This is a genomic window from Bartonella occidentalis, from assembly GCF_037070875.1.
Classification (GTDB): domain Bacteria; phylum Pseudomonadota; class Alphaproteobacteria; order Rhizobiales; family Rhizobiaceae; genus Bartonella.
Window position 1 is genome coordinate 336450 of record NZ_JAYMZJ010000001.1, and the last position, 24581, is coordinate 361030.

General features: G+C 37.7%; 23 protein-coding genes. 16 read left to right on the top strand and 7 right to left on the bottom strand.

The genetic code is table 11. From position 1 onward, the window contains the following. Positions 1-141: 141 nt before the first annotated feature. From dnaJ to lepA, 4 genes are all read left to right on the top strand, one after another. Positions 142-1284: a molecular chaperone DnaJ gene (dnaJ, locus tag WCP78_RS01450; protein ID WP_336279109.1), complete on the top strand. Its 1143-nt coding sequence runs from the start codon at positions 142-144 to the stop codon at positions 1282-1284. A 542-nt stretch (positions 1285-1826) separates the two neighbouring features. Then, entirely contained in the window at positions 1827-2732 is a 906-nt protein-coding gene (gene argB, locus WCP78_RS01455; RefSeq protein ID WP_336278736.1) for an acetylglutamate kinase, read from the top strand. Between the two features lie 56 nt (positions 2733-2788). Beyond that, positions 2789-3685 (top strand): DMT family transporter, encoded by an 897-nt coding sequence (locus WCP78_RS01460; RefSeq protein WP_336278737.1) that lies wholly within the window; start codon positions 2789-2791, stop codon positions 3683-3685. Positions 3686-4248: 563 nt separating this feature from the next. Further along, entirely contained in the window at positions 4249-6054 is a 1806-nt protein-coding gene (gene lepA / locus WCP78_RS01465; protein WP_336279110.1) for a translation elongation factor 4, read from the top strand. 84 nt (positions 6055-6138) lie between these two features. On the opposite strand, the gene dapD is transcribed toward lepA, so the two are convergent. Next, a complete protein-coding gene (dapD, locus tag WCP78_RS01470) occupies positions 6139-6987 on the bottom strand; it encodes a 2,3,4,5-tetrahydropyridine-2,6-dicarboxylate N-succinyltransferase (RefSeq protein WP_336278738.1) in 849 nt (282 codons plus the stop codon). Between the two features lie 209 nt (positions 6988-7196). Between dapD and WCP78_RS01475 the strand changes: the two genes are divergently transcribed. Then, positions 7197-7976, top strand: a complete 780-nt coding sequence (locus WCP78_RS01475; RefSeq protein WP_336278739.1) for an LOG family protein — start codon at positions 7197-7199, stop codon at positions 7974-7976. A gap of 28 nt (positions 7977-8004) precedes the next feature. On the opposite strand, the gene truA is transcribed toward WCP78_RS01475, so the two are convergent. Genes truA through def form a run of 3 tightly spaced genes read right to left on the bottom strand, consistent with a single transcriptional unit; the run spans position 8005 to position 10224 of the window. Then, entirely contained in the window at positions 8005-8748 is a 744-nt protein-coding gene (truA, locus tag WCP78_RS01480; RefSeq protein WP_336278740.1) for a tRNA pseudouridine(38-40) synthase TruA, read from the bottom strand. 1 nt (position 8749) lies between these two features. After that, positions 8750-9679 (bottom strand): methionyl-tRNA formyltransferase, encoded by a 930-nt coding sequence (gene fmt / locus WCP78_RS01485; protein ID WP_336278741.1) that lies wholly within the window; start codon positions 9677-9679, stop codon positions 8750-8752. Further along, positions 9679-10224 carry a peptide deformylase gene (def, locus tag WCP78_RS01490; protein WP_336278742.1) on the bottom strand — a complete coding sequence of 182 codons (546 nt, stop codon included), beginning with the start codon at positions 10222-10224 and terminating at the stop codon, positions 9679-9681. Before def ends, fmt begins: the two co-directional genes overlap by 1 nt. A 90-nt stretch (positions 10225-10314) precedes the next feature. Here def and WCP78_RS01495 point away from each other — a divergent pair, with 90 nt between their 5' ends. Next, the gene (locus WCP78_RS01495; protein WP_336278743.1) at positions 10315-11493 is read left to right on the top strand and encodes a DNA recombination protein RmuC; all 1179 of its coding nucleotides are present in this window, start codon (positions 10315-10317) and stop codon (positions 11491-11493) included. Between the two features lie 107 nt (positions 11494-11600). Further along, on the top strand, positions 11601-12188 hold the full coding sequence (locus tag WCP78_RS01500) for a transglycosylase SLT domain-containing protein (RefSeq protein WP_336278744.1): 588 nt from the start codon (positions 11601-11603) through the stop codon (positions 12186-12188). A gap of 286 nt (positions 12189-12474) precedes the next feature. On the opposite strand, the gene WCP78_RS01505 is transcribed toward WCP78_RS01500, so the two are convergent. Next, on the bottom strand, positions 12475-12729 hold the full coding sequence (locus WCP78_RS01505) for a BQ00720 family protein (protein WP_336278745.1): 255 nt from the start codon (positions 12727-12729) through the stop codon (positions 12475-12477). A gap of 49 nt (positions 12730-12778) precedes the next feature. Beyond that, complete coding sequence (locus WCP78_RS01510) at positions 12779-13204, bottom strand: Hsp20 family protein (RefSeq protein WP_336278746.1); 426 nt, start codon at positions 13202-13204, stop codon at positions 12779-12781. Between the two features lie 114 nt (positions 13205-13318). On the opposite strand from WCP78_RS01510, the gene nth reads away from it, so the two are divergent. The 9 genes from nth (at position 13319) to WCP78_RS01555 (ending at position 22228) form a co-directional block, all read left to right on the top strand. Beyond that, on the top strand, positions 13319-14059 hold the full coding sequence (nth, locus tag WCP78_RS01515) for an endonuclease III (protein WP_336278747.1): 741 nt from the start codon (positions 13319-13321) through the stop codon (positions 14057-14059). 138 nt (positions 14060-14197) lie between these two features. Beyond that, a complete protein-coding gene (rpmI, locus tag WCP78_RS01520) occupies positions 14198-14401 on the top strand; it encodes a 50S ribosomal protein L35 (RefSeq protein WP_336278748.1) in 204 nt (67 codons plus the stop codon). 34 nt (positions 14402-14435) lie between these two features. After that, positions 14436-14837 (top strand): 50S ribosomal protein L20, encoded by a 402-nt coding sequence (gene rplT / locus WCP78_RS01525; RefSeq protein WP_336278749.1) that lies wholly within the window; start codon positions 14436-14438, stop codon positions 14835-14837. A 91-nt stretch (positions 14838-14928) separates the two neighbouring features. Further along, entirely contained in the window at positions 14929-16014 is a 1086-nt protein-coding gene (gene pheS, locus WCP78_RS01530) for a phenylalanine--tRNA ligase subunit alpha (RefSeq protein WP_336278750.1), read from the top strand. 31 nt (positions 16015-16045) lie between these two features. Next, complete coding sequence (gene pheT / locus WCP78_RS01535; protein ID WP_336278751.1) at positions 16046-18460, top strand: phenylalanine--tRNA ligase subunit beta; 2415 nt, start codon at positions 16046-16048, stop codon at positions 18458-18460. Positions 18461-18730: 270 nt separating this feature from the next. Continuing rightward, the gene (locus WCP78_RS01540; protein ID WP_336278752.1) at positions 18731-19639 is read left to right on the top strand and encodes a metal ABC transporter substrate-binding protein; all 909 of its coding nucleotides are present in this window, start codon (positions 18731-18733) and stop codon (positions 19637-19639) included. Continuing rightward, on the top strand, positions 19636-20466 hold the full coding sequence (locus WCP78_RS01545) for a manganese/iron ABC transporter ATP-binding protein (RefSeq protein ID WP_336278753.1): 831 nt from the start codon (positions 19636-19638) through the stop codon (positions 20464-20466). Before WCP78_RS01540 ends, WCP78_RS01545 begins: the two co-directional genes overlap by 4 nt. Beyond that, a complete protein-coding gene (locus WCP78_RS01550) occupies positions 20463-21317 on the top strand; it encodes a metal ABC transporter permease (RefSeq protein WP_336278754.1) in 855 nt (284 codons plus the stop codon). Before WCP78_RS01545 ends, WCP78_RS01550 begins: the two co-directional genes overlap by 4 nt. 5 nt (positions 21318-21322) lie before the next feature. Then, positions 21323-22228 (top strand): metal ABC transporter permease, encoded by a 906-nt coding sequence (locus WCP78_RS01555; RefSeq protein ID WP_336278755.1) that lies wholly within the window; start codon positions 21323-21325, stop codon positions 22226-22228. Between the two features lie 957 nt (positions 22229-23185). On the opposite strand, the gene pncB is transcribed toward WCP78_RS01555, so the two are convergent. Then, a complete protein-coding gene (gene pncB / locus WCP78_RS01560) occupies positions 23186-24490 on the bottom strand; it encodes a nicotinate phosphoribosyltransferase (protein WP_336278756.1) in 1305 nt (434 codons plus the stop codon). Positions 24491-24581 lie beyond the last annotated feature (91 nt).

The window sequence follows — 24581 nt, forward strand, 5'->3', positions numbered from 1 at the left end:
GATTAATCGATAAACCCCGCCTTTGAAATATAAGGCAGGGCTTTATTGTTTAAGATTGGTTGCAACTCTATTGCTAAGAGAATAAATTGGAAATAAATATTATCCTAAGATGGATAACAAAAAATTTATCAGGAATACATGATGAAGGTTGATTATTATGAAGTTCTTGGTGTGACCCGCGAATGTGACGATAAAAAGCTAAAATCTGCTTTTCGTAAGTTGGCGATGCAATATCACCCTGATCGTAATGCAGGTGATAAAGAAGCAGAGCGAAAATTCAAAGAAATTGGTGAAGCCTACGAAGTTCTCAAGGATCCCCAAAAGCGAGCTGCTTACGATCGTTTCGGTCATGCGGCTTTCGAAAATAATGGTAGAAATGGGGCAAATCCCTTTGGTGGTTTTGCTTCTGGCGGCGGATTCACCGACATTTTTGAAGATTTTTTTGGCGAAATTATGGGGGGTGGACACCGTAAGCGCAGTGATAGTCGTGAGCGTGGTGCAGATCTAAGTTTTAATATGGAGGTGACCTTGGAAGAGGCATTTTCAGGAAAAACTGCGCAAATTAATATTCCCATTTCTGTTACTTGTGATGCTTGTGAGGGATCAGGTGCTAAAAAGGGTTCTAAGCCACAAATTTGTGGGACTTGCCATGGATCAGGTCGTGTGCGCACTGCACAGGGCTTTTTTTCTATTGAGCAAACATGTCCTGTATGTCATGGGCGTGGTGAAATCATTACGGATCCATGTTCAAAATGTCGTGGAACAAGACGGGTAGAAAAGAACCGTTCATTAAGCGTGAATATTCCAGCTGGTATTGAAGATGGTACGCGTATTCGTCTTTCCGGTGAGGGTGACGCTGGTATCCGTGGTGGTCCCAATGGTGATCTCTATATTTTTCTATCCATTAAATCACATGAATTTTTTCAGAGAGAGGGCGCAGATCTCCATTGTCGCGTTCCTATTTCAATGATTACAGCTGCTTTAGGAGGTGAATTTGAAGTCTCCGATCTTAGTGGTGTCAAAGCACGTGTTAAAGTTCCAGAAGGTACACAAAATGGTCGTCAATTCCGCCTAAAGGGAAAAGGAATGCCCATGTTGCGTCAACAAGCAAAGGGTGATCTTTATATCCATATCACTATTGAAACACCGCAAAAGTTAACGAAAGAGCAGCGTGAATTGTTGCAAGAATTTGAAAAACTTTCAAACCACGAAAATTTGCCGCAATCGCATGGCTTTTTTTCGCGTATGAAAGAGTTTTTTGAAAATATTTCCGGTCAAAATTAGCCAATGAATGTGAAAAATATGTTTAACAGATATTTTCATCAAAGCTGTTGGATAATACTCTCTACTTAAAAATAGAGATCTCATTCATTCGCTTGAGCTTAATCACAATTTAGCTCTCTTCAACTAGATCCTGTTGCGCTAGATCATGGGTTTCATTTATTATGAGAAAATCTCGTCTCATATCTCCATTTTGGAACCAAAGTGCCTCTACGCAACAGGTTTATAACCTATCTACTTCTTATATATATAATCACTCTTTACACATTCAATATTTTTGCGCTTCTTTTGATAAAATCTTCTGATTTTGAGTTTTTAATATTATTTAAAGCAATCTTATAGATCAGTCGTCAATAATCTATTGTAGCTATTTCCTGATTGGTTGATATGGAAATCTATTGGCATATAAACACTTTTATTTTTGTCGTAATCTTAAGATAATTTGACGGTGTTCAATGGAATGGGTAAAACTTGTTGTAAAATTTGTTTTCATTTTTCCTAAACTTCATTAAGAGATGGTGAAAAGTGATGAGGAGAGTCTTTTGATGGATGATGTTGGGAAAGCTACTGTGGATATTTTTGAAAAACAAGCGGCGTTTTTGTCATCTGCTTTACCTTATATGCAAAAATATGAAAATGAAACGGTTGTGGTAAAATATGGCGGTCATGCTATGGGCGATCCTGATTTAGGGCGAGCATTCGCATGTGACATTGCTTTGTTGAAGCAATCAGGCATTAATCCCGTTGTGGTTCATGGTGGTGGTCCTCAGATTGCTGAGATTTTAATGAAAATGGGGATTGAGTCGCGGTTTGAGAAGGGTTTACGCGTAACCGATGAAAGAATCGTTGAAGTAGTTGAAATGGTTTTGGCAGGCTCGATCAATAAGGAAATTGTCGCTCTTATTAATGCTGAAGGTGAATGGGCAATCGGGCTGTGCGGCAAGGACGGTAATATGGTGTTTGCTGAGAAAGCTTATAAGACTGTCATTGATCCTGATTCAAATATTGAACGTGTTTTAGATTTAGGGTTTGTTGGTGAACCTGTTGAGATTGATCGAACACTGTTGGATCTCTTGGCTTGTTCTGAGATGATTCCAGTTCTTGCTCCTGTGGCTCCAGGACGTGATGGCAAAACATATAATATTAATGCTGATGTTTTTGCTGGAGCTATTGCTGGCGCCTTGGAAGCTAAGCGCCTTTTATTTCTGACAGATGTTCCTGGGGTATTGGATGAGAAGGGTAAAGTTTTAAAAGAGTTGACCATTGATGAAGCTGAAAAATTTATCAAGGATGGAACAATTTCAGGGGGTATGATTCCAAAAGTTGAAACTTGTATTAGTGCTTTGCGAAACGGTGTAGAGGGTGTGGTTATTTTAAATGGAAAAACTCCTCACTCCGTTTTACTTGAATTATTTACTGAACAAGGGGTTGGAACGCTTATTGTTTCTTAAAGTGCTTATCGTTTCCTAAAATAAAAATATATAAAAAGTAGGAGGATGGAATTTTTATGGCTGTAATAAAACGGTTGAAATGTCTTTCATTCAGTCAGCAGGAGATAGCACTGTTTTCTGCAACAATACTTTGGGGGATTACATTTTTAGTTACGCAGGTTGCGTTACGTTATAGTGGTCCGCTCTTTTTTGTAGGATTTCGTTTTATCGTTGCATCATTTATGTGTGGAGCATTTTTTGGGCACTCTATGAAAGGTTTGACTATTTATGAAGTTTTTGCTGGTATGGCTATTGGTTTTGTAATGTTTCTTGGCTATGCGTTGCAAGCTTCTGGACTTCAAACAATTATGAGTAGTCAAGCGGCTTTTATTACGGCACTTTATGTCCCGATGGTTCCAGTATTGCAATGGATGATTTTAAAAAAACCTCCTCATTTAGCCAGTTGGATTGGTATTATTTTTGCTTTTGTTGGACTTATGTTTGTTTCAGGGCAAGGGATAAAGGGAATTGATTTTTCAAAAGGTGAAGTTCTTACTTTATTAGGCGCTTGTGCGATTGCTGGAGAAGTTATTCTTATTGGTTTTTTTGCTAGTAAAGTTAATAGCTATCGCGTTACAATTGTACAGTTATTTTTTGCTAGCTTTTTTTCATTTTCTTGTATGCCTTTGATAGGAGAAAGCATTCCTGTATTTTCATGGGTATGGTTAAGTGTTGGAACTGGATTAGCCTTAATGAGTGCGGTGATTCAATTAGCTATGAATTGGGCACAAAAGTCTGTTTCTCCCACTCGTGCAACACTTATTTATGCTGGTGAACCTGTATGGGCTGGTATTGTTGGACGTTTGGCCGGTGAACATTTATCTTCTTTAGATTTGTTAGGCGGTGCACTGATTTTGATTGGGATTGTGGTGGCAGAATTACAACCTTCACAATGGCGAAAAAAGATAAAGTGACTGAAAAAATCAATTAGTTTCTTCTTTCTTTTAAAACAGCAATTTAAATGATTTTTCTTCTTCAATAGAAGATATCTGTTTAAGTTTTTTAAGTTATACATAGTAAAGATTTTAAAACCAAAACAGCTTTTCAGTGTTATGATTTTGAGGGAAAGTTTGCTTGATTGTATATTTTTCTGCTTTTTTAAAAAAGCAAAGCTCTCCTCCGATATTTTGACAGATGATTTGGTTTTGTTTTCGAGATTTTTACTAAGTTTAAAAAACAAATTATAATACATAAATGTGAAAAAGCACTGAAACCAGATATTTATCAATAGATAAAATGGTATACATTATAATTATACAAAAAGTGTTGATAATACTTAGACCAGTATGAAAAAAATAAAAAATATTGAGGTATTTGAGGAGATTCTTTATAAAGACAAGACAAATTAAAGCTTAATAGTTTTAAAATTAAGATAATTTGTTTTTAAAAAGCACTTTTTCTCTTTATTTTTAAAAGATGTTCAAGAGTGTACAAATGGTCTTTGCGTTTTGTGTTATTCTTTGCTAAATCGCCCTGTATGACTATAGATCTCAATTATATACGTAATTTCTCTATTGTAGCGCACATTGATCATGGGAAATCGACTTTAGCTGATCGTTTAATTCAAATGACAGGTGGCCTTGAAACACGAGAAATGAAGGAGCAAGTCCTCGATTCCATGGATATTGAGCGCGAGCGTGGAATTACCATTAAGGCTCAAACGGTACGTTTGCACTATAAAGCAAAGAATGGTAAAACATATGTTCTCAATCTTATCGATACACCTGGCCATGTTGATTTTGCTTATGAGGTTTCGCGTTCATTAGCGGCTTGTGAAGGCTCTTTATTGGTAGTAGATGCAAGCCAAGGAGTAGAGGCACAAACATTGGCAAATGTTTACCAAGCCATTGATAATTCCCATGAGTTGGTCGTTGTTCTTAATAAAGTTGATCTGCCAGCAGCAGAGCCTGAGCGTGTTAAAGAACAAATTGAAGATGTGATCGGTATTGATACATCTAAGGCAGTGGAAATATCGGCAAAAACAGGTTTAGGTATTCTTGATGTTTTAGAAGCAATTGTGATGCAATTGCCTCCTCCTCGCATTGGTGATGTTGTTAAGCCCTTAAAGGCAATGCTGGTTGATAGCTGGTATGATACTTATCTTGGTGTTATCGTTTTAGTGCGGGTGATTGATGGCGTGTTAAAAAAAGGCCAAACCATTCGTATGATGGATACAGGAGCAAAATATCCAGTTGAACGAGTTGGAGTGTTTACTCCTAAAATGGTGCAGGTTGATGAGTTAGGGCCGGGGGAGATTGGCTTTATAACTGCTTCTATTAAAGAAGTTGCTGATACAAGGGTTGGAGATACCATCACTGAAGAACGCCATCCTTGTGAAGATGCTTTGCCTGGTTTTAGACCTGCTCAACCAGTTGTCTTCTGTGGTCTTTTTCCAGTTGATGCAGCCGACTTTGAAGATTTCCGTGCAGCTATAGGTAAGTTGCGCCTAAATGACGCCAGTTTTTCCTTTGAAATGGAAACATCAGCTGCTTTAGGTTTTGGTTTTCGGTGTGGTTTTTTAGGGCTTCTTCATCTTGAAATTATTCAAGAGCGTTTAGAACGTGAATTTAATTTAGATTTAATCGCAACAGCGCCTTCTGTTGTTTATCGCATGAATATGAATGATGGTTCTGTTAAGGAGTTGCATAATCCAGCTGATATGCCTGATCTTGTTAAGATTGTTTCTATTGAAGAACCATGGATTCGGGCAACAATTATGACGCCTGATGATTATCTTGGATCAATTTTAGAACTTTGCCAAGAGCGGCGTGGAATACAGGCTGGTTTATCCTACGTTGGAACACGTGCTATGGTGATATATGATTTACCCTTGAATGAAGTTGTGTTCGATTTCTATGATCGTTTAAAATCAATTTCAAAGGGATACGCTTCTTTCGATTATCAGATGACCGAATATTCTGAAGGTGATTTAGTTAAAATGTCTATTTTGGTCAATGGAGAACCTATAGATGCATTATCGATGCTTGTCCACCGCAGCATAGCAGAAAAGCGTGGACGTTCTATGTGTGAGAAACTTAAAGATCTTATTCCGCAGCATATGTTTCAAATTCCAATCCAGGCGGCTGTTGGCAGTAAAATTATTGCTCGAGAAACAATTCGTGCATTGCGTAAAGATGTGACGGCTAAATGTTATGGCGGTGACATTACTCGTAAACGTAAACTTCTGGAAAAACAAAAAGAGGGCAAAAAACGAATGCGCCAGTTTGGAAAAGTAGAAATTCCACAGTCAGCCTTTATTCAAGCTCTTAAAATGGGTAAGTAATGAAAAAAGATGAATTTTTATTTTTAAAAATTAATTAAGCTTTCGCACGATTATTTATGAAACAAAATTTTTAAAAACTCTTTTTTAGTCGCGTAAGAGATCGTTAATTGACGTTGTTTCCCGTGTTTTTTTGTCAACTCGTTTTACAATGACAGCACAATAAAGATTAGGACCTGCTTCTCCGTTTGGTAGTTGTTTTCCAGGCAAAGATCCTGGAACAACAACTGAATAAGCAGGAACTTCACCTATAAAAATTTCTCCTGTTGTCCGATCAATAATTTTTGTGGATTTTCCAATGAAGACCCCCATACTTAAAACAGCACCCTCACGGATAATACAGCCTTCAACAACTTCGGAACGTGCACCGATAAAACAATGGTCTTCAATAATTGTTGGGTTTGCTTGCAATGGCTCTAAAACCCCTCCGATACCGGCGCCACCAGAAAGATGAACATACTTACCGATTTGCGCACAGGAACCAACGGTAGCCCATGTGTCAATCATTGTTCCTTCACCGATATAGGCACCAAGATTAACAAAGGATGGCATTAATATAACGTTGGGTGCAATATAAGCGGAATGACGTACAATGGCTCCAGGAACTGAACGAAAATTAGCTTTTTTAAAATCATCTTCTTGCCAACCAAAAAATTTCGAAGGTACTTTATCCCACCAATGTGATTCATTCGCTCCACCAGAAATGATACGCATAGGGTTAAGTCGAAAGGACAAAAGAACGGCTTTTTTTAACCATTGGCGCACATGCCATTGTCCATCTTCTTGACGTTCAGCTATACGAATTTCTCCTCTATCTAAAAGATTTAATGCATGCTCAACACTGTCACGGATTTCTCCTCTTGTTGTAGTGTTAATAGAATCACGATTGTTAAATGCTTCTTCAATAATCGTTTCAAGTTGCACGCAATTAGCCATTTTAAAGTTCCATTAAACAGGGTAAAAGTATCAAGATATGACCACTTATAATCTATTTGAAGACATACATGTAGTCAATAAAAGGATAAGAAAGAATATATTCATGAAAAAAGATTTTTAAAAAATGAGAGAAGCAAAATTTTTAAAAAATGAGAGAAGCAAAAATGATATCGAGGTGCTACATCTTCATGTGAATAGGAGAGTTAAAAATGAGTAAAATATCCGATACATCAAAAACGCATTCATTAAATGATCATTTAGCTTATGTGGATGAAGAATTTATAACACATGCTGAGTTGCGTTCACAGCGTATTGGTCTTGAGCTTTTAAAAGTAGAAATGGCTCTCCAGAAATATGGTATTCGATCAACTGTTGTACTGTTTGGTGGGGCACGTATTCCTGAACCTGGACAAGAAGCATGGGCAGCAAAAAATGAAATACAAAAGAAGAATTTGCAAGCCATGTCACATTATTATGATGCAGCAAGAGAATTTGCACGGTTGTGTTCATGCTATTCTGCTACTACAAAATATCGCGAATTTGTGGTTGTCACAGGAGGAGGTCCTGGAATAATGGAAGCAGGAAATCGTGGTGCCGCTGATGTAGGGGCGCTAACTGTTGGTTTGAATATTGTTTTACCTCATGAGCAAGTACCCAATAATTATATAACTCCGCAGTTATGTTTTAATTTTCACTATTTAGGGATGCGCAAAATGCATTTTTTGATGAGAGCAAAGGCATTTGCAATTTTTCCTGGGGGATTTGGCACTTTGGACGAGTTGTTTGAAACTTTAACTTTAATGCAAACAGGGCGTACTAAACAGGTTCCAATTTTAATGTTTGGCAAAGAGTTTTGGAAAAACATTATCAATCTTGATTATTTATGTACACAAGGTGTCATTTCTGATTCCGATGTAGATTTTGTGAAATTTGTCGATACAGCAACAGAAGCTTTTGAAGCTATTCGTTCTTTTTATAAACTTTCTTGACAGTTTTTTGAAAAGATATTGTACACAGTTAATAGTCTACTTTTGTTAAATAAAGACCTGAAGGAGGAGCAACCATGCCACAGCGCGCACGATTTTTGGCATGAAGAGCTTCTTCAAGATCTTGAGCTGTCCAACGTCCGATACCAACTTCCATGAGGCTTCCTGCAAACGAACGGATCTGATGATGAAGAAAAGAACGAGCTTGTGCATACAGGAAAATTTCTTCTCCTTCTCTTACAACATTCAGACATTCAAGGGTGCGAATAGGACTTTGAGCTTGGCAGTGGGCTGATCGGAAAGTGGTAAAATCATGCCGTCCTACAAGTCTTTGAGCTGCTTCATGCATAGCATCAGCATTCAGGGGTTTGGGCAGCCACCACACGCGTTTGGCATTTAGAGCTGGTGGTGAACGGCGATTAAGAATTTTAAAGAGATAATGGCGTTTAGTTGCGCAAAATCGTGCATGAAAGCTATCGGGAACATTTTTGACATTTAAAATCGAAATATTTTCCCCTTGTTGTTGCAAATAAGCATTGAGAGCATTACACACAGTATACGGGTTCCAGTTTTTTTCAAAATCAATATGAGCAACCTGCCCTGTTGCGTGTACACCTGCATCTGTTCTACCAGCTGTCGTGACGGTTAGCTTTTGGCCACTAAAGCGAAAAATAGCTTGCTCAAGAACTCCTTGTATGGTTTGAAGTCCTTCTTGACGTTGCCAGCCTGCATAATTTGAACCATCATATTCAAGGGTAAGTTTAAAACGTGGCATGTCAAAAAACTGCAGAAATATTAGATCCGTGCAAAAACGTTGAGCTATCGAGAATTTTACCGCCTGATCTTTGAAGATGGGTTATTTCAAGACGCCCTTGCCCACAGTGGATAATCAAGTGATTTGGTTCTATCCGGCCAATTTTAAGGGAGTCGCCTGTTACTAAACGACTTCCAAGAATTTTTACACGTTGTCGTTTTCCCCCTATGATCATTTCGCACCAGCAACCAGGGAAAGGAGAGAGAGCACAGATATGCTTATGAATGATTTCTGCAGATTTTGTCCAATCAATTTGTGTTTCTTCTTTTTTGATTTTGGAAGCATAAGTTATCCCGTCCAATGGTTGCGGAGTTAATTTAAGTTGACCTTTTTCAAGAGTTGACAAAACTTCCACAATAAGCTCTGCTCCTATACGTGAAAGCTTATCTGAAAGTTCAGGGGTGGTAGTGTTCTCAGTGATGGAGATAGAGCGAGATAAAGCAGTAGGTCCTGTATCTAGCCCTTCATCCATTTTCATGATCACCATGCCTGTTTCCTTATCTCCAGCCATAATTGCACGCTGAATAGGTGCAGCACCACGCCAACGTGGTAGTAATGAAGCATGAGCATTAAAACAACCAAAACGCGGTGTTTCAAGAACGACTTTTGGTAAGAGTAATCCATAAGCCACAACAACAGCAGCATCAATGGAAAGTGCTGCAAATTTATCTTGCTCTTCAGCTGTTTTAAACGTTTGAGGAGTGAATACAGGGATGGATTTTTCTTGTGCTACCTCTTGAACAGGTGAGGGAACTAGTTTAAGACCGCGGCGTCCTGCCGGGCGAGGAGGTTGGCTATAAACAGCAACAATATCATGACCTGCATCCAATAAAGCATGTAAAATGGGAACAGAAAAACTTGGTGTTCCCATAAAACTTAATCGTAATGCCATTACAAGATCGCTTCCTGTGCTTTGTTTTCTTTTGCTCGTTTTTTTAATTTTCGTATTGCCATATCACGTTTTATTTTCGAAATATGATCAACAAAAAGGCGACCATTTAGATGATCAATCTCGTGCTGTAAGCAGGTAGCCAAAAGGTTATTTGCTTCAATTTCTATCTGTTTTCCTTGGCGATCTCTGTAGCGAACACAGAGACGTTTGGGGCGTTCGACTTCTGCATAATACTCAGGAATGGAAAGGCAGCCCTCTTTATATACATTTCTTTCATCTGAAAGCCATAAAATTTCTGGGTTAATGATAACAAGAGGAGTCTTGGGAGCGTTATTATCAATTTCAGAAACATGAGATATATCTATAACTAACATACGTAGTGGTATTCCAATCTGAATGGCAGCAAGGCCAATCCCTTTGGCATCGTACATAGTGTCTAGCATATCATCAGCGAGCTTCTGGAGAGTTAAGTCAACATGCTCAACCGGTTTAGATATTGTCCGTAAAACTGGATCAGGTAAGGTAATTAAAGATCTAATTGACATAAATACAAATTAATCACTGGTTTGTTATGGGTCAATATTGAATAATAGATTTTTGCGCTTTTTTATGATAGAGCTGCTATATCACTTTTTATGGCTGATTCGTTTTTTTCTTTTATGTTCTTTGGTGGGCATTTCTTAGAACTGGTAGGCGTGCTTTTATTAGCATGTTTAGTATTTTTTATACTGATACGCTATTATCAAAAAAAGGCACACTTGGAAAGTGAAATAGCTGAACGCGCTTATGAATCGCAAATGCAAATGGCGGCACTGCTAAAAACACAGGCTGAGATGCAAGGGCGTATGCAAGCAATGGCTGAAATTTTTAGTAAAAGACAGTCTGAGCTAAATCAGTCTATTCGTGAGCAGCTCAATGTAATGACGACCAATTTGGGTCAGACTCTTCAGGTGCAGACAAAATCTACCCATGACAATTTAACGCGTTTGCAAGAACGGTTAGCAGTGATTGATGCTGCACAAAATAATATTCAATCGCTTACAGGAAAAGTTGTTCAGCTACAGGAAATTTTAAACAATAAACAAACACGTGGTACTTTTGGTCAGGGGCGTATGGAAGCAATTATTGCTGATGCCTTACCAGCTAATTCTTATGTTTTTCAAGCAACTCTTTCAAATGGAAAGCGACCAGATTGCCTTATTTATATGCCTAATAAAACGCCTTCTCTTGTGATTGATGCTAAATTTCCTTTAGAGGCTTGGAATGCAATGCGTAAGGCATCATCATCTCAAGAACGTCAAGAAGAAGAGCGTAAATTTCGTACTGATATGGAAGTGCATATCCGAGATATTTCTCAAAAATATTTAATTCCTGGAGAAACGCATGATACTGCTTTTCTTTTTGTGCCATCGGAATCAATTTTTGCAACAATCCATGAAGATTTTGAGTTGTTGGTACAAAAAGCTAATCGTGCTCATGTGATTATTGTATCGCCATCTTTGTTAATGTTATCTGTTCAGGTTGTACAGACCATTATGAAAGATGCACGTATGCGTGAACAAGCGCATTTAATCCAGTCGGAAGTAGCAAAATTGATGGAAGATTTTCAACGAATGGACACGCGTGTTCGTGCTTTACAGAAACACTTTTACAAAGTGGACGAAGATATTGGGGCAATTTTAACATCATCCTCTAAAATTATGAAACGGGCTAATCGCATTGAAGCTTTTGAGTTGAAAGAGAATAATGCTGTTCCAACGCAAATGTCAGCTTCTGTTCAGTCGCAAACATTGCGTTTGATTGATGAAGAGTAAAGCCAAGCCTGTTTCTATAACAAAATGTGATTCTATCTTTATCGGTTGGAAGATTCTTTAAATACCTATATTTTATCTTCAATAGAACTTAGGAGGGATAAACAAAAATGAGGCATCTTGTTTCTTTAGGAATATTTGCGCTTTTATTAGGAGGGTGTGCAACAAAACCTCCTCTACATACAAACAATGCGTGTGCTATTTTAGCTCAAAAGAGTAGTTTTTTTAACAATTGGAGGAAGGATACTAAAAAAGCAGAAATGCGCTATGGAATTCCTATGCCTATCATTCTTGCGACTATTAATATGGAATCGGGCTTTCGCCATAATGCACGTCCACCGCGCACAAAACTGCTTGGTTTTATTCCATGGAAGCGTCGATCAACGGCTTATGGTTATCCTCAAGCACTTAATGGTACATGGGCAATGTATCGCCGTTCTACAGGAAAGTCTTTTGCAAGGCGTTCCAATTTTGCGGATGCAGCTGATTTTATTGCTTGGTATCATAGCCAAAGTGTTCGACGCAATGGTGTTCGGTTTGATGATGCGTATAACCTTTATTTAAATTATCATATGGGACATAGCGCTTATGCTCGCAGTAGGGGTTATGTACCCGCAGCACTTTCAAAAGCGGCGCAGCGTATGGCAAGAATTTCTAACCATTATGAACAGCAGTTAAGGGCATGTGGCCAGCGCTAAGAAAGATTGTGAAAAATAAATAAGGGGTAAAGTTGGTTTTGAAATTGATTCGATCTTAAAAAGGTTCAATTACAGTATTGATCAGTGAAAATTTCGCTTTGTTAAAGGAGAAAGAGATAAATCTATTGCTCCAGAAAAGTAACGATATTTAATAGCGGGAATAATGGGAGATTAAGGATAATTCTCTGCAATTAGAATCGCTTTCTTTTGGTTTATTCATAAAAAAAGCTCCTACTCCATTTAAGTAGAGAACTTATAAAAATGTCTAGTTATTGTTATGAAGCATCTAGTGTAGAGTTACAATTTGCAATTCATGCTCACTTGCTCCTGCAAGAGCGACGGAACGCTCATCAGATAAAATGATAGGATAACCTGTTTCACCAAAAAGAGCCCATATTGTAATGCCTGGAGTCATTGGTGGCAGGTCTGGAAAGCTTTTTGCTAGATCATCTGTACAAACCTTTTTTAAATAAGCAATCTGCCTCGCATCAGAATGGGTTGTGTCTTCTTGCAACGACAAGTTTTGTTTATGTTCTCCCATTTCACTGTTCCTTTACGCCTTGACTTTGTATTACTCACTACTACTAATTTTAATCGAAATCTGCTTCAATTGGAATCTGCTTTATTTGTTTTTTTGGCTTTGGTTGGTACAGGTTAATCGATAAAAGACCATTTTTCAATTCAGCATTTGTAACTTGCATTCCTTCAGCGAGAACAAAAATACGCTGGAATTGACGTGCAGCTATACCGCGATATAAATATTGGTGGTTTTGATTGTTTGTTTGCTTACCATGAACAATGAGTTGATTGTCGTCTAGCAAAATATTGAGATTATCGACTTTAAATCCAGCAACAGCTAAAGTTATGCGTATATGATTTACACCATCATTTTTGTGCAAACGTTCAATGTTATAGGCTGGGTAGGCCTCATCAGTTTTACCAATACGTCGCAATGTTTTCTCCACAGTTTCAAATCCTAAAAGGAAGGGATTGGAGAAAGGCGTCACATGTGCCATTGTGAGTCTCCTCTTCAAAGCGGCTATTTGATTAAACTCTAAAAAGTGTCTGCTGCATTCTTCTCATATGGCGAGCGTGAGTGGTAACTTCAAGAGAAAAGATGAGAGAGTTCAATGATTAAGAAAACAATAAAATTGTCAAAGATGGAAAAAGTGACTGGAATATTGTACAGAGAAAGTGAAATTGCGGAAATATTTCGTCGTTTTTCTGTTCAACGTCCTACTCCAAAGAGTGATCTTATCTATACCAATGTTTTTACTCTCTTGGTTGCAGTTATTCTTTCAGCTCAAGCGACAGATGTTAGTGTTAATAAGGCAACAAAAGAATTATTTCGTCTTGCTGATCAGCCAGAAAAAATGATGGCATTAGGAGAAAAAGAAATTGCACGCCATATTCGTACAATTGGTTTGTGGCGTGCAAAGGCACGTAATATTTGTGCGCTTTGTGGTGTTTTAATTAACCATTATGGTGGTCAAGTACCTGATAATCGTGAAGCGCTTATGGCACTTCCTGGAGTGGGACGTAAAACTGCTAATGTTGTTTTGAATGTTGCTTTCGGACAGCCTACTATGGCAGTAGACACCCATATTTTCCGTCTTGGAAATCGTATTGGTTTAGCTCCCGGCAAAACACCAGAGGCTGTAGAAAAAAAGTTGCTAAAAATTATACCGGTTCGTTATCTTCGTCATGCGCATCATTGGCTTATTTTGCATGGTCGTTATATTTGTCAAGCACGTAAAGCACAGTGTAGCCAATGTATCATTGCTGATTTATGTAAAGCAGCAACTAAAACAAATGCAGTTCCAGCACCTTTGGTTGAAGTTCAAGGAAATGGAGCTCCGATTTTTTTTTGATACGGCCTTGCTATTTTATGTATAGTGACTTATGGAAGTAATATTTGGAACCGCCCGGCAGGGCATGCCGTGGCTGTTTAGGTGCTTGTTCAAGCTTTGGTCAGCTTGATCGATTTTAAAAGATTGTGGAGTAGCAAAATGCCCAAAATGAAGACCAAGTCATCCGCTAAAAAGCGATTCAAAATTACTGCATCAGGTAATGTTAAAGCAACAGCTGCAGGTAAACGTCATGGTATGATTAAACGTTCTAATAAGTTTATTCGTGATGCACGTGGAACAATGGTTCTTACTGAACCAGATGCTAAAAAAATCATTCAATATTATTTGCCGAATGGCCTTTAAGCTTTGCGCTTTTGATTTTTAGGAGAGTATCATTATGGCACGTGTAAAAAGAGGTGTTACAGCTCACGCTAAGCATAAGAAAGTTCTTAAACAGGCTGAAGGTTTTTACGGTCGGCGTAAAAATACTATTCGTGCGGCTAAAGCAGCAGTTGATCGTTCCAAGCAGTATGCTTATCGTGATCGTAAAAATAGAAAGCGCACTTTCCGCGCTTTGTGGATTCAAAGAATCAATGCAGCTGCTCGTGCAGAAGGATTGACTTATGGACGTTTGATTGATGGTTTATCAAAAGCTGGTATTGAGGTCGATCGCAAGGTTCTTTCTGATATAGCAGTTCATGAAGCAGCAGCATTCTCAGCTTTGGTGGTTTCTGCAAAGAAGGCTTTGGAATACTTGAAGGACACAACGCCTAATGCTTTTGAAGGCGCTGTTAAATAAGCCAGTTATGTCCTCTTAAAGCATTTATTTTAAGATCCCGTACTGGTTGTTACTAGTGCGGGGTTTTGTTATTCAGAAAATAGGCAAAAAGATGAATGATATTGAGCGTCTGGAACAAGAAATTTGTTTAGCTTTAGAGGCTGCGAATGATGAACAGGCACTTGAAGCAGTGCGAGTTGCGGCATTAGGAAAAAAAGGAAGCATCTCTGAACAATTAAAGGCATTGGGGAAAATGAATGCCGAAGAACGCCATAAATTGGGGCCGGTTCTTAATGGATTAAAAAATCGTATCTTAAAATTATGGGAGCAAAGGCGTGATGTTCTTAAACGACAAGCAATGGATGCACGTCTTTCTAGCGAAACAATTGATATAACCTTACCTGTTCGTTCTTCGCCTGTTGAACGAGGGCGTATTCATCCTATTTCGCAGGTGATTGAAGAAATTATAGCTATTTATATGAATATGGGTTTTTCAATTGCAGAGGGACCAGATATTGAGACAGATTATTATAATTTTACTGCATTAAACTTTCCTGAAGGTCATCCAGCTCGCGAAATGCATGATACTTTCTTTTTGAGTGCTGAAAAAACGGAAAAGAGAAAATTATTGCGCACACATACTTCACCTGTGCAAATTCGTACGATGGAAAAACAGTCGCCTCCAATACGAATCATTATTCCTGGTAAAACTTATCGTATGGATTCGGATGCGACTCATTCGCCAATGTTTCATCAGGTAGAGGGTCTTGTAATTGATAAAGCATCTACCATTGCACACATGATGTGGTGTCATGAGACTTTTTGTAGAGCTTTTTTTGAAGTTTCTTCTGTGAAGATGCGTTTTCGTCCATCCTTTTTTCCTTTTACCGAGCCATCTATGGAAGTGGATATTCAGTGTGATCGCTCTGGTTCAGAAGTAAAGTTCGGGGAAGGTAAAGATTGGCTGGAGATATTAGGGTGTGGAATGGTGCACCCTCATGTACTGAGAAGTGTTGGTCTAGATCCCGATGAGTATCAGGGTTTTGCATGGGGAATGGGTATTGATCGCATTGCTATGTTGAAATACGGAATGCCTGATTTGCGGGCTTTTTTTGATGCTGATCTACGTTGGTTAGACCATTATGGTTTTCGTTTCTTTGATGTATCTACCTTTTTTTCTAATTTAAAAAATATGTGATCTTTTCATAGCTTTCATATGAGGTTTTAAAATGAAATTTACATTATCTTGGTTGAAAGATCACTTAGAAACAGATGCGCCTTTAGATAAAGTTTGCGATAAATTAACAGAGATTGGGCTTGAGGTTGATCATGTTGATGATCGTTCTTCTTTAAAGGGCTTTTTAATTGCAAGGGTTTTAACATCAGTTAAGCACCCTAATGCAGATAAGTTACAGATTTTATCGGTTGATACGGGATCTGGTACTCCTTTGCAAATTGTCTGTGGGGCACCAAATGCACGCGCTGGGCTTGTTGGTGTTCTTGCGTTACCTAATACTTATGTCCCCGGGCTTGATGCGATTTTATCTGTAGGGAAAATCCGTGGTGTTGAAAGCTTTGGGATGATGTGTTCACAAGCAGAGCTTGAATTGTCGAATGAGCATGAAGGAATTATTGAGCTTCCAGAAGATGCTCCTATAGGAGCTTCTTTTTCGGCTTATGCAGGTTTAGACGATCCGATCATTGATGTTGGTTTGACACCTAATCGTTCTGATTGCACAGGTGTTCGTGGTATTGCACGCGATCTTGCTGCCACTGGAATTGGACGGTTAAAAAAATTATCCCTTTCACAATTTATCTCTTCCTTTGAAGTGCCACTACACGTTTCTTTAGATTTTCCACAAGATGCATCATTATGTTCAGGGTTTTCTTGGCGTGAAGTGCGCAATGTTAAAAACGGTGTATCGCCACAATGGATGCAGAGACGTTTAAGTGCGATTGGTCTAAGACCAATTAATGCATTAGTTGATATGACCAATTATATAAGTTTTGATCTTGGACGTCCAATTCATGTTTTTGATGCAGATAAGATTAAGGGAAATTTGATTGTGCGTCGTGGGCGCGAAGGTGAACAGATTCAGGCGCTTAATGGCAAAGTTTATAATTTAAGTGTTAAGGATTGTGTTATTGCAGATGAAGAGGGGGTCGTTTCAATTGCAGGTATCATGGGTGGAGAGAGAACAGGCTGTGATGAAACGACACGCCGTGTTATTATTGAATCGGCGCTTTGGGATGCACAGAATATTGCACAGACTGGGCGTGCTTTAGGACTTATCAGTGATGCGCGTTATCGGTTTGAACGCGGTGTTGATCCAGCTTTTATGGAAACAGGACTTGAGGTCGCAACAGAATTAACCTTACGTATTTGTGGTGGTGAAGTATCCAAGGCTAGAACTGTTGGTTATAAACAGCCAGAAATAAAGCAGATTACCTTTCCTTTTTCTGAAATTAAGCGTTTGACATATTTAGAAATAGAACGTGAGAAAGTCATTAGTATTTTAATGCAGCTTGGGTTTTGCGTAGAAGGAGAAGGAGATATTGTTACAGTTAAAGTGCCAACATGGCGCCTTGATATTTGTGGTAAAGCTGATTTAGTGGAAGAGGTGATAAGGATTTATGGATTAGATAAAATTAAACCAATTCCACTGGAAGATTTAGCAGAAGGAAAAGATCAAATTCTAACGAGCTTGCAGATTTGTTCACGTGTTGCTCGTTTGGCTTTAGTGCATCGTGGTATGAAGGAAGCGATAACATGGTCTTTTATTTCTGAAAGTCAGGCGCTTGCTTTTGGAGGTGTTCAAGAGAAGCTTAAGTTAGTTAATCCTATTGCTTCTGATATGTCAGTCATGCGTCCTTCTCTTTTACCTGGTTTGCTTATGGCTGCTCAGAGAAATGCTGATCGTGGTTTTTCAGATCTTGCTTTGTTTGAAGTTTCTAACATTTATGAAGGTGATACACCTGATAAACAACGATATGTTGCTGGTGGCATTCGTCGTGGGACTGAACGATTTGAAGGAATAGGGCGCTTTTGGAATGGTAATATGCTTCCAGTTGATGTGTTTGATGCTAAAGCAGACGCATTGGCTGTTTTAGAAGCATGCGGTATAGATATTGGTAAGACTCAAATTGAAGCTGGAGCCCCTGATTGGTATCATCCTGGTCGTTCAGGAATAATAAAGCTTGGATCAAAAGTGGTTCTTGGTTTTTTTGGTGTTTTGCACCCTGCTACATTGGAGAAAGTAGATGTCAGTGGCTCTTTATGTGGTTTTGAAGTTTTTCTTGATGAGATTCCAAAGCCAAGAAGAAAGGTAACAAAACGTCGTTCTTCTTTAAAACTATTACCTTTTCAAATAGTTCGGCGTGATTTTTCATTTGTAGTTGATAAAACTATAGCTTCTTCTCTCATTGTTCGTGCTGCGAGTGAAGTGGATAAAAAGCTTATTCATTCAGTGCAAATTTTTGATATTTTTGAAGATTCAGTGCTTGGTGAAGATAAAAAATCGATTGCGATTGAAATTTCTATCCAACCTACTGAACGAACCTTGACTGATAAAGATCTAGAAGAACTTTCTTTGAAGGTGGTGGAAAATGTTACCAAGAAGACAGGTGCATATTTACGCTGTTGAGTCTTATCCTCTTTTTTCAGATTATTTTTATGAAGTGGAAGCACGTTTAAGTGCATCCTTATTTTTTAAAAAAATTAAGACTTATGAGCTTTATGAAGTAAGTCTTGTCATACTAACCGCACTCTCTTTAAAGTAAATATCTGTTTTTTTTGCGGTAAGAAAGAATATTTTTAAAACCACTCTTTATATAAAAATCCTTCATTGCCAATATAGAGAATAACTGCTAATGCTAAATACTAATGCAAATCATTAGCAATAAAGAGAGAATCAATGAACGTAAGAACATTTTTTTTCATAATTGTGGGGAGTGTTATTTTTTTTGCACCCAATTTTGCATTGTGTGCTAACAAATTTAAAGCTGTTACGACTTTCACTATAATTGCTGATATGGCGAGGAATGTGGCGGGTGATGCAGCTGATGTTGAGTCAATTACTAAACCAGGTGCTGAAATTCACGAATACCAACCTACACCTCGCGATCTTATGCGGGCACAAGGAGCAAATCTTATATTGTGGAATGGGTTAGAGTTAGAGCTTTGGTTTGAAAAATTTTTTCAAAACATCAAAGATGTTCCAAGTGTTGTCGTGTCAAAAGGTATTGTACCGATTAAAATTGGTGAAGGGCCTTTCAGTGGGAAGCCAAATCCTCATGCGTGGATGTCACCGGACTCAGCTTTGATTTATGTTAATAATATCCGTGATGCTTTTATAAAGTACGATCCTGATAATGCTTCCATCTATAAGGAAAATGCTGAAATTTATAAGCAGAAGATTCGTGCAATGATTGATCCCATTAAAGCTGAATTAGGGTTATTGCCAAAAGATAAACGTTGGCTTGTAACCAGTGAAGGCGCGTTTAGTTATCTGGCTCGTGATTTTGATTTGAAAGAGCTTTATCTATGGCCAATTAATGCTGATCAGCAGGGAACACCACAGCAAGTTAAGTATGTTATTGACATGGTTCGGAAATACAATATCCATGCAGTTTTTTCCGAGAGTACCATCTCTCCAGCACCTGCTAAGCAAGTTGCAAGAGAAACAGGTGCTAAATACGGTGGTGTTCTTTATGTCGATTCACTAAGTGAGAAAGATGGTGAAGTGCCAACTTATATTGATTTGTTACGTGTTACGAGCACACGAATTGTCAATGTTTTATTGGATGGGGTAAAGGGAAAATGACTGAAACTGGAATATTGGCTCAGGGCGTAACAGTTACTTATCGTAATGGATACACAGCTTTGCGCGAAGTAAGTTTTGAAAGCCCAAGAGGTTCTATTACAGCATTGATTGGTGTCAATGGATCGGGAAAATCAACGTTATTTAAATCTATTATGGGGTTTGTACAACCTTCAAAGGGAAAAATTTGTATTTTGGATTTGCCTATTGAAGTGGCTTTGAAAAAAAACCTTATTGCTTATGTTCCTCAAAGTGAGGATGTTGATTGGAATTTTCCTGTTCTCGTTGAAGATGTTGTTTTAATGGGACGATATGGTCACATGAATTTTTTTCGCTATGCACGAAAACAGGATTATGAAGCTGTTCGGGTTGCATTAGAACGCGTTGATATGTTGGCATTTGCTAAGCGTCAAATTGGTGAACTTTCTGGTGGGCAGAAAAAGCGTGTTTTTTTAGCGCGTGCTCTTGCACAGAAAGCAAAAGCCATTTTATTAGATGAGCCATTTACAGGGGTTGATGTTACAACAGAAGATAAAATTATTTCTTTGTTGCAAGATATGCGTAAAGAAGGCGCAGTGATATTGGTATCTACTCACAATTTGGGCTCTGTTCGTGAATTTTGTGATCACACGGTTTTAATAAAAGGAACAGTTTTAGCTTCTGGGTTAACAGAAAAAGTCTTTACAGAGAAAAATCTTGAAAAAACTTTTGGCGGTGCTTTGCATTCCAATATTTTTGATTTTCAAGGCATAAAAAAAAATGATGTTTTCATGAGAGATGAACAGCCTTTAGTTCTTGAGCATATTCAAAGAATGGAGCACGTTGCATGATGTCTTGGTTACTTGAACCGCTGAGCTATCAATATATGGTTAATGCAATGTGGGTTTCAGGGTTAGTTGGGTGTGTTTGCGCTTTTCTTTCTGCTTTTTTGATGTTGAAAGGTTGGTCATTGATTGGCGATGCGCTATCCCATTCAATTGTACCTGGAGTAGCAGGAGCATATCTTTTAGGATTGCCTTTTTCGCTTGGAGCTTTCTTTTCTGGTGGACTTGCTGCGGCAGCGATGCTCTTTTTTAATAATCGAACAAAACTGAAGGAAGATACTATCATTGGTTTGATTTTTTCTTCCTTTTTTGCTTTTGGGTTATTTCTAAAATCATTAAAACCGATGGCCGTTAATATTGATGTAATTGTTTTGGGAAATATTTTGGCAGTTAGTTCATCAGATATTTTACAGTTGGCTTTTATTAGCTTTTTTTCTTTGCTTATATTGCTTTTGAAATGGAAAGATTTACTCGTTTCTTTATTTGATGAGACGCATGCACGTGCTATTGGATTAAATGTAATATTCCTAAAAATGCTTTTCTTTGCACTTCTTGCTGCTTGTACTGTTGCTGCTATGCAGACAGTGGGAGCTTTTTTGGTTATTTGTCTTGTCGTAACGCCAGGGGCAACAGCTTATCTTTTAAGTGATCGTTTTGCGAATATTTTGATTATTGCTGTTGTGATTGGAACTTTTACAAGCGTATTAGGTGTTTACGTGAGTTATTTTTTGAATGCACAGACAGGTGGTGTTGTTGTTCTCTTTCAAGCATTTCTGTTTATTCTGGCCTTTGTATTTGCGCCTAAACACGGTTTTATTGCTGCACGCTTACGTATAAAAGCAGCAAAAAGTATGTGAATATCATGATAGATTATCTATTATTACCTTTTCAGTTTTCTTTTATGCTTAAAGGTATGGTTATTGTTGTTATCCTTTCTGTTCCAATGGCGATGCTTTCGTGTTTTCTTATTTTGAAAGGATGGGCACTTTTAGGCGATGCAATTTCCCATGCGGTTTTTCCTGGGGTCGTTGTTGGTTATATGGCAACACCATGGGCAATAGCGTTTTTGACCTCTTTACCATTTGCTTGGTTTCAACATATGCGTCCAGCGAATGTTACCATGACTTTGATCGCTTGTGGCGCTTTTATTGCGGGTATGATTTGTTCTATCACAACAGGTTTTTTAGGAAGTAATAGCCGCCTCAAACAGGATACAGTGATGGGTGTTGTTTTTTCATCTATGTTTGGTTTAGGGCTTGTTTTGGCAACAGCTATTTATAGTAGCTTAGATTTAAATCATATTTTATTTGGTAATCTTTTGGGTGTTAATTGGCTGGATATTATGCAAACTGCAATAATTGCGGCTGTTGTTGTTTTTATTTTAGGAGCAAAATGGCGTGATTTTATGCTGTATGTTTTTGATTCAGTTCAAGGTCGTGCAGTGGGGTTACGAATATCTTTGCTCCACTATACTCTTTTAATGATGATTTCTCTTACTATTGTTGCAGCTTTAAAAGCTGTTGGTATTGTTTTGGTTATTTCTTTGTTAATAGCACCAGGAGCGATTGCTTATCTTGTCACTAAGAAGTTTTCTTTTATGTTGATGATTGCTGTGCTTGTTGCAGCTTTTTCTGGTTTTTTAGGAATTTATCTAAGCTTATTTATTGGTTCTGATTCTGCTTCTACAATTGTGTTAATTTTAACACTAATCTTTATCGTTATTTTTATATCGATTTTTTTTCGTCGAAGTACGGTGCATGAAATTTAAATATTATAATGCATATCAGTTATGCATTTTTATGCATTGTCTATGATATTTCTTTTAACTAGACAAAGGAAGTGCTAGATTTTTTCCTCCTAATGTCTAGCCATATGGATGCAGTTATTTTCTCCCCCCCTTAGCACTGCATTCCTGATTAAGAGGCTGCATTGATTTATTCTGCAGCCTTTTTGTTTTTTTCTGAAAATTTATTTTGGCTGTTTAAAAATTAGAAATAATTCTCAAAGTACAAAGCTCTATATTTTTTTAAGAGGCTATATCAATTAGTAAAAACGTTATTGGACATAGAGATGCTGCCAAAGCTTAGAAAACAGGGAGAGATTATAATTATCTTTCATAGAAGATGGAAGTAATGCTAGAGAACAAAAAAATTTTAAGACACCTGATTTTTACGTATTTTCTATTCTAATATCACGAAGCGGTAGTTATGATGGAATACGTTGTAACACGTATTATTGCCGAGGTATTTTATCAGTTTTTTCATAGTACTTTTTCGTTCATCATTAACATTTTTATTATTAGCTGGATAATCATCGTATTTTCAGTTTATTTATTAAGCGGTAGGAATAGAAAGAGTTTATCTCAATATTTTTAAGTTTTTTAGTATTCAGTGTGTTGGTAGCTGCTATCATTTTTTGTGATGGTATATCTCTACTTTTTAGTTCTTCTATTCTGTTTCTTACATTACTATTTTTAAATTAAGGCACATATGCACTTGGTTACGATGATATTCTGATAGAGTATTTATTAATAAGCGGAAGGTATTATGCGCAAATACCTTAACCAAATATCTAAAAAATATTTTTTTGACTAACAAAATAATAGATCACATTGACGTAAAAATATTGCTTTTGTGAAAATTAATAGCAAACAAAGAAATATTATCAATTGGTATTGATAAATTACTGATTCAGGACTGTTTTTTATACAAATTAGTTGTAGTGATTAAGCCTTTATAGGTCTAGCAATACGTTTTTCATTACCAAAAAAATTGAGATAACGTTGTATTTCTTGTGGGTCACCAATAGCTTTTTCAGGATTGTCTGAAAGTTTTACAGTTGGCCGACCATTGGCATGGGTGGCTTTACACACAAGAGAAAGAGCATCAAAGGCTGTAATCTCTTGGGGAGCGCAGCCTGCAAAGTCATTAGTAAGATCTGTTCCCCATCCAAAACTTATACGCACTCTACCATGGAAATGATGATAAGTTTTTTCAATGGTATTGATATCAAGTGCATCAGAAAAGATTAATAATTTTTCGCGTGGATCTTTTCCTTTTTCTTTCCACCATTGAATAATGCGTTCTCCTCCCTCAATGGGGGGGGCACTATCAGGTCGGAAACCTGTCCAATCCGCTACCCAATCTGGTGCATTGCGTAAAAATGCTTCTGTACCAAATGTATCAGGCAGAACAATTAAAAGATTGCCCCCATAATAACGGTTCCAACTTTGCAAGACTTGATAAGGGCTTTTGCTTAATTCTTTATCATTATTTGTAAGAGCAGCGATGACCATGGGCAGTTCATGCGCGTTTGTACCAAGAGCTTCTAAATCTGTATCCATGGCGAGAAGGATATTAGAAGTTCCCATAAAAGAATCTCCAATCCCTTCTTTTAATGCTTCGACACACCAGCGTTGCCATAAAAAAGAATGACGACGTCTTGTGCCAAAGTCAGATATTTTAATATCAGGCAATTTTTTCAGATGTTCAACTTTACTCCATACTTTTGCTTTAGCACGCGCATAAAGTACATCGAGTGCAAAACGACCCAAATTTTTCATAGCAGAACGTGACCGTAATTCACTGATAATGGCAAGAGCAGGAATTTCCCACATGGAACTATGAGCCCACGAACCATAAAAATGCAGAATATACTGGCCATCTTTGCGGGTGAGTTCATATTCTGGCAATTGAAAATCTTCGAGCCAGTGAAGAAAATCTGGTTCAAAAATTCGTTTATGTCCGTAAAATGTGTTGCCAGCGAGCCAAATCATTTCCTTTTTAGTAAAGCGTAAACTAAGAGCGTGATCAAGTTGAGCACGCAATTCACCTTCATCGATATCATCGGCAAGACGTATCTTTTTGCTACGATTTATAAGGGAGAAAGTAACATTTACATTTGGATAAAGTCCCCAGATCATCTGTACCATAAGAAGCTTATAAAAATCTGTATCAAGAAGTGAACGAATAATTGGATCCAGTTTCCAAGTATGATTGTAAACACGTCTCGCAATATCCGTATTATCCATGACCTTTTTTCTTTAAGCTGGGAACATTGAAGATTATGATGCACAAATGTAATCATCATAGGAAAGTGTAAATAATTATAGCAGCTTTGTG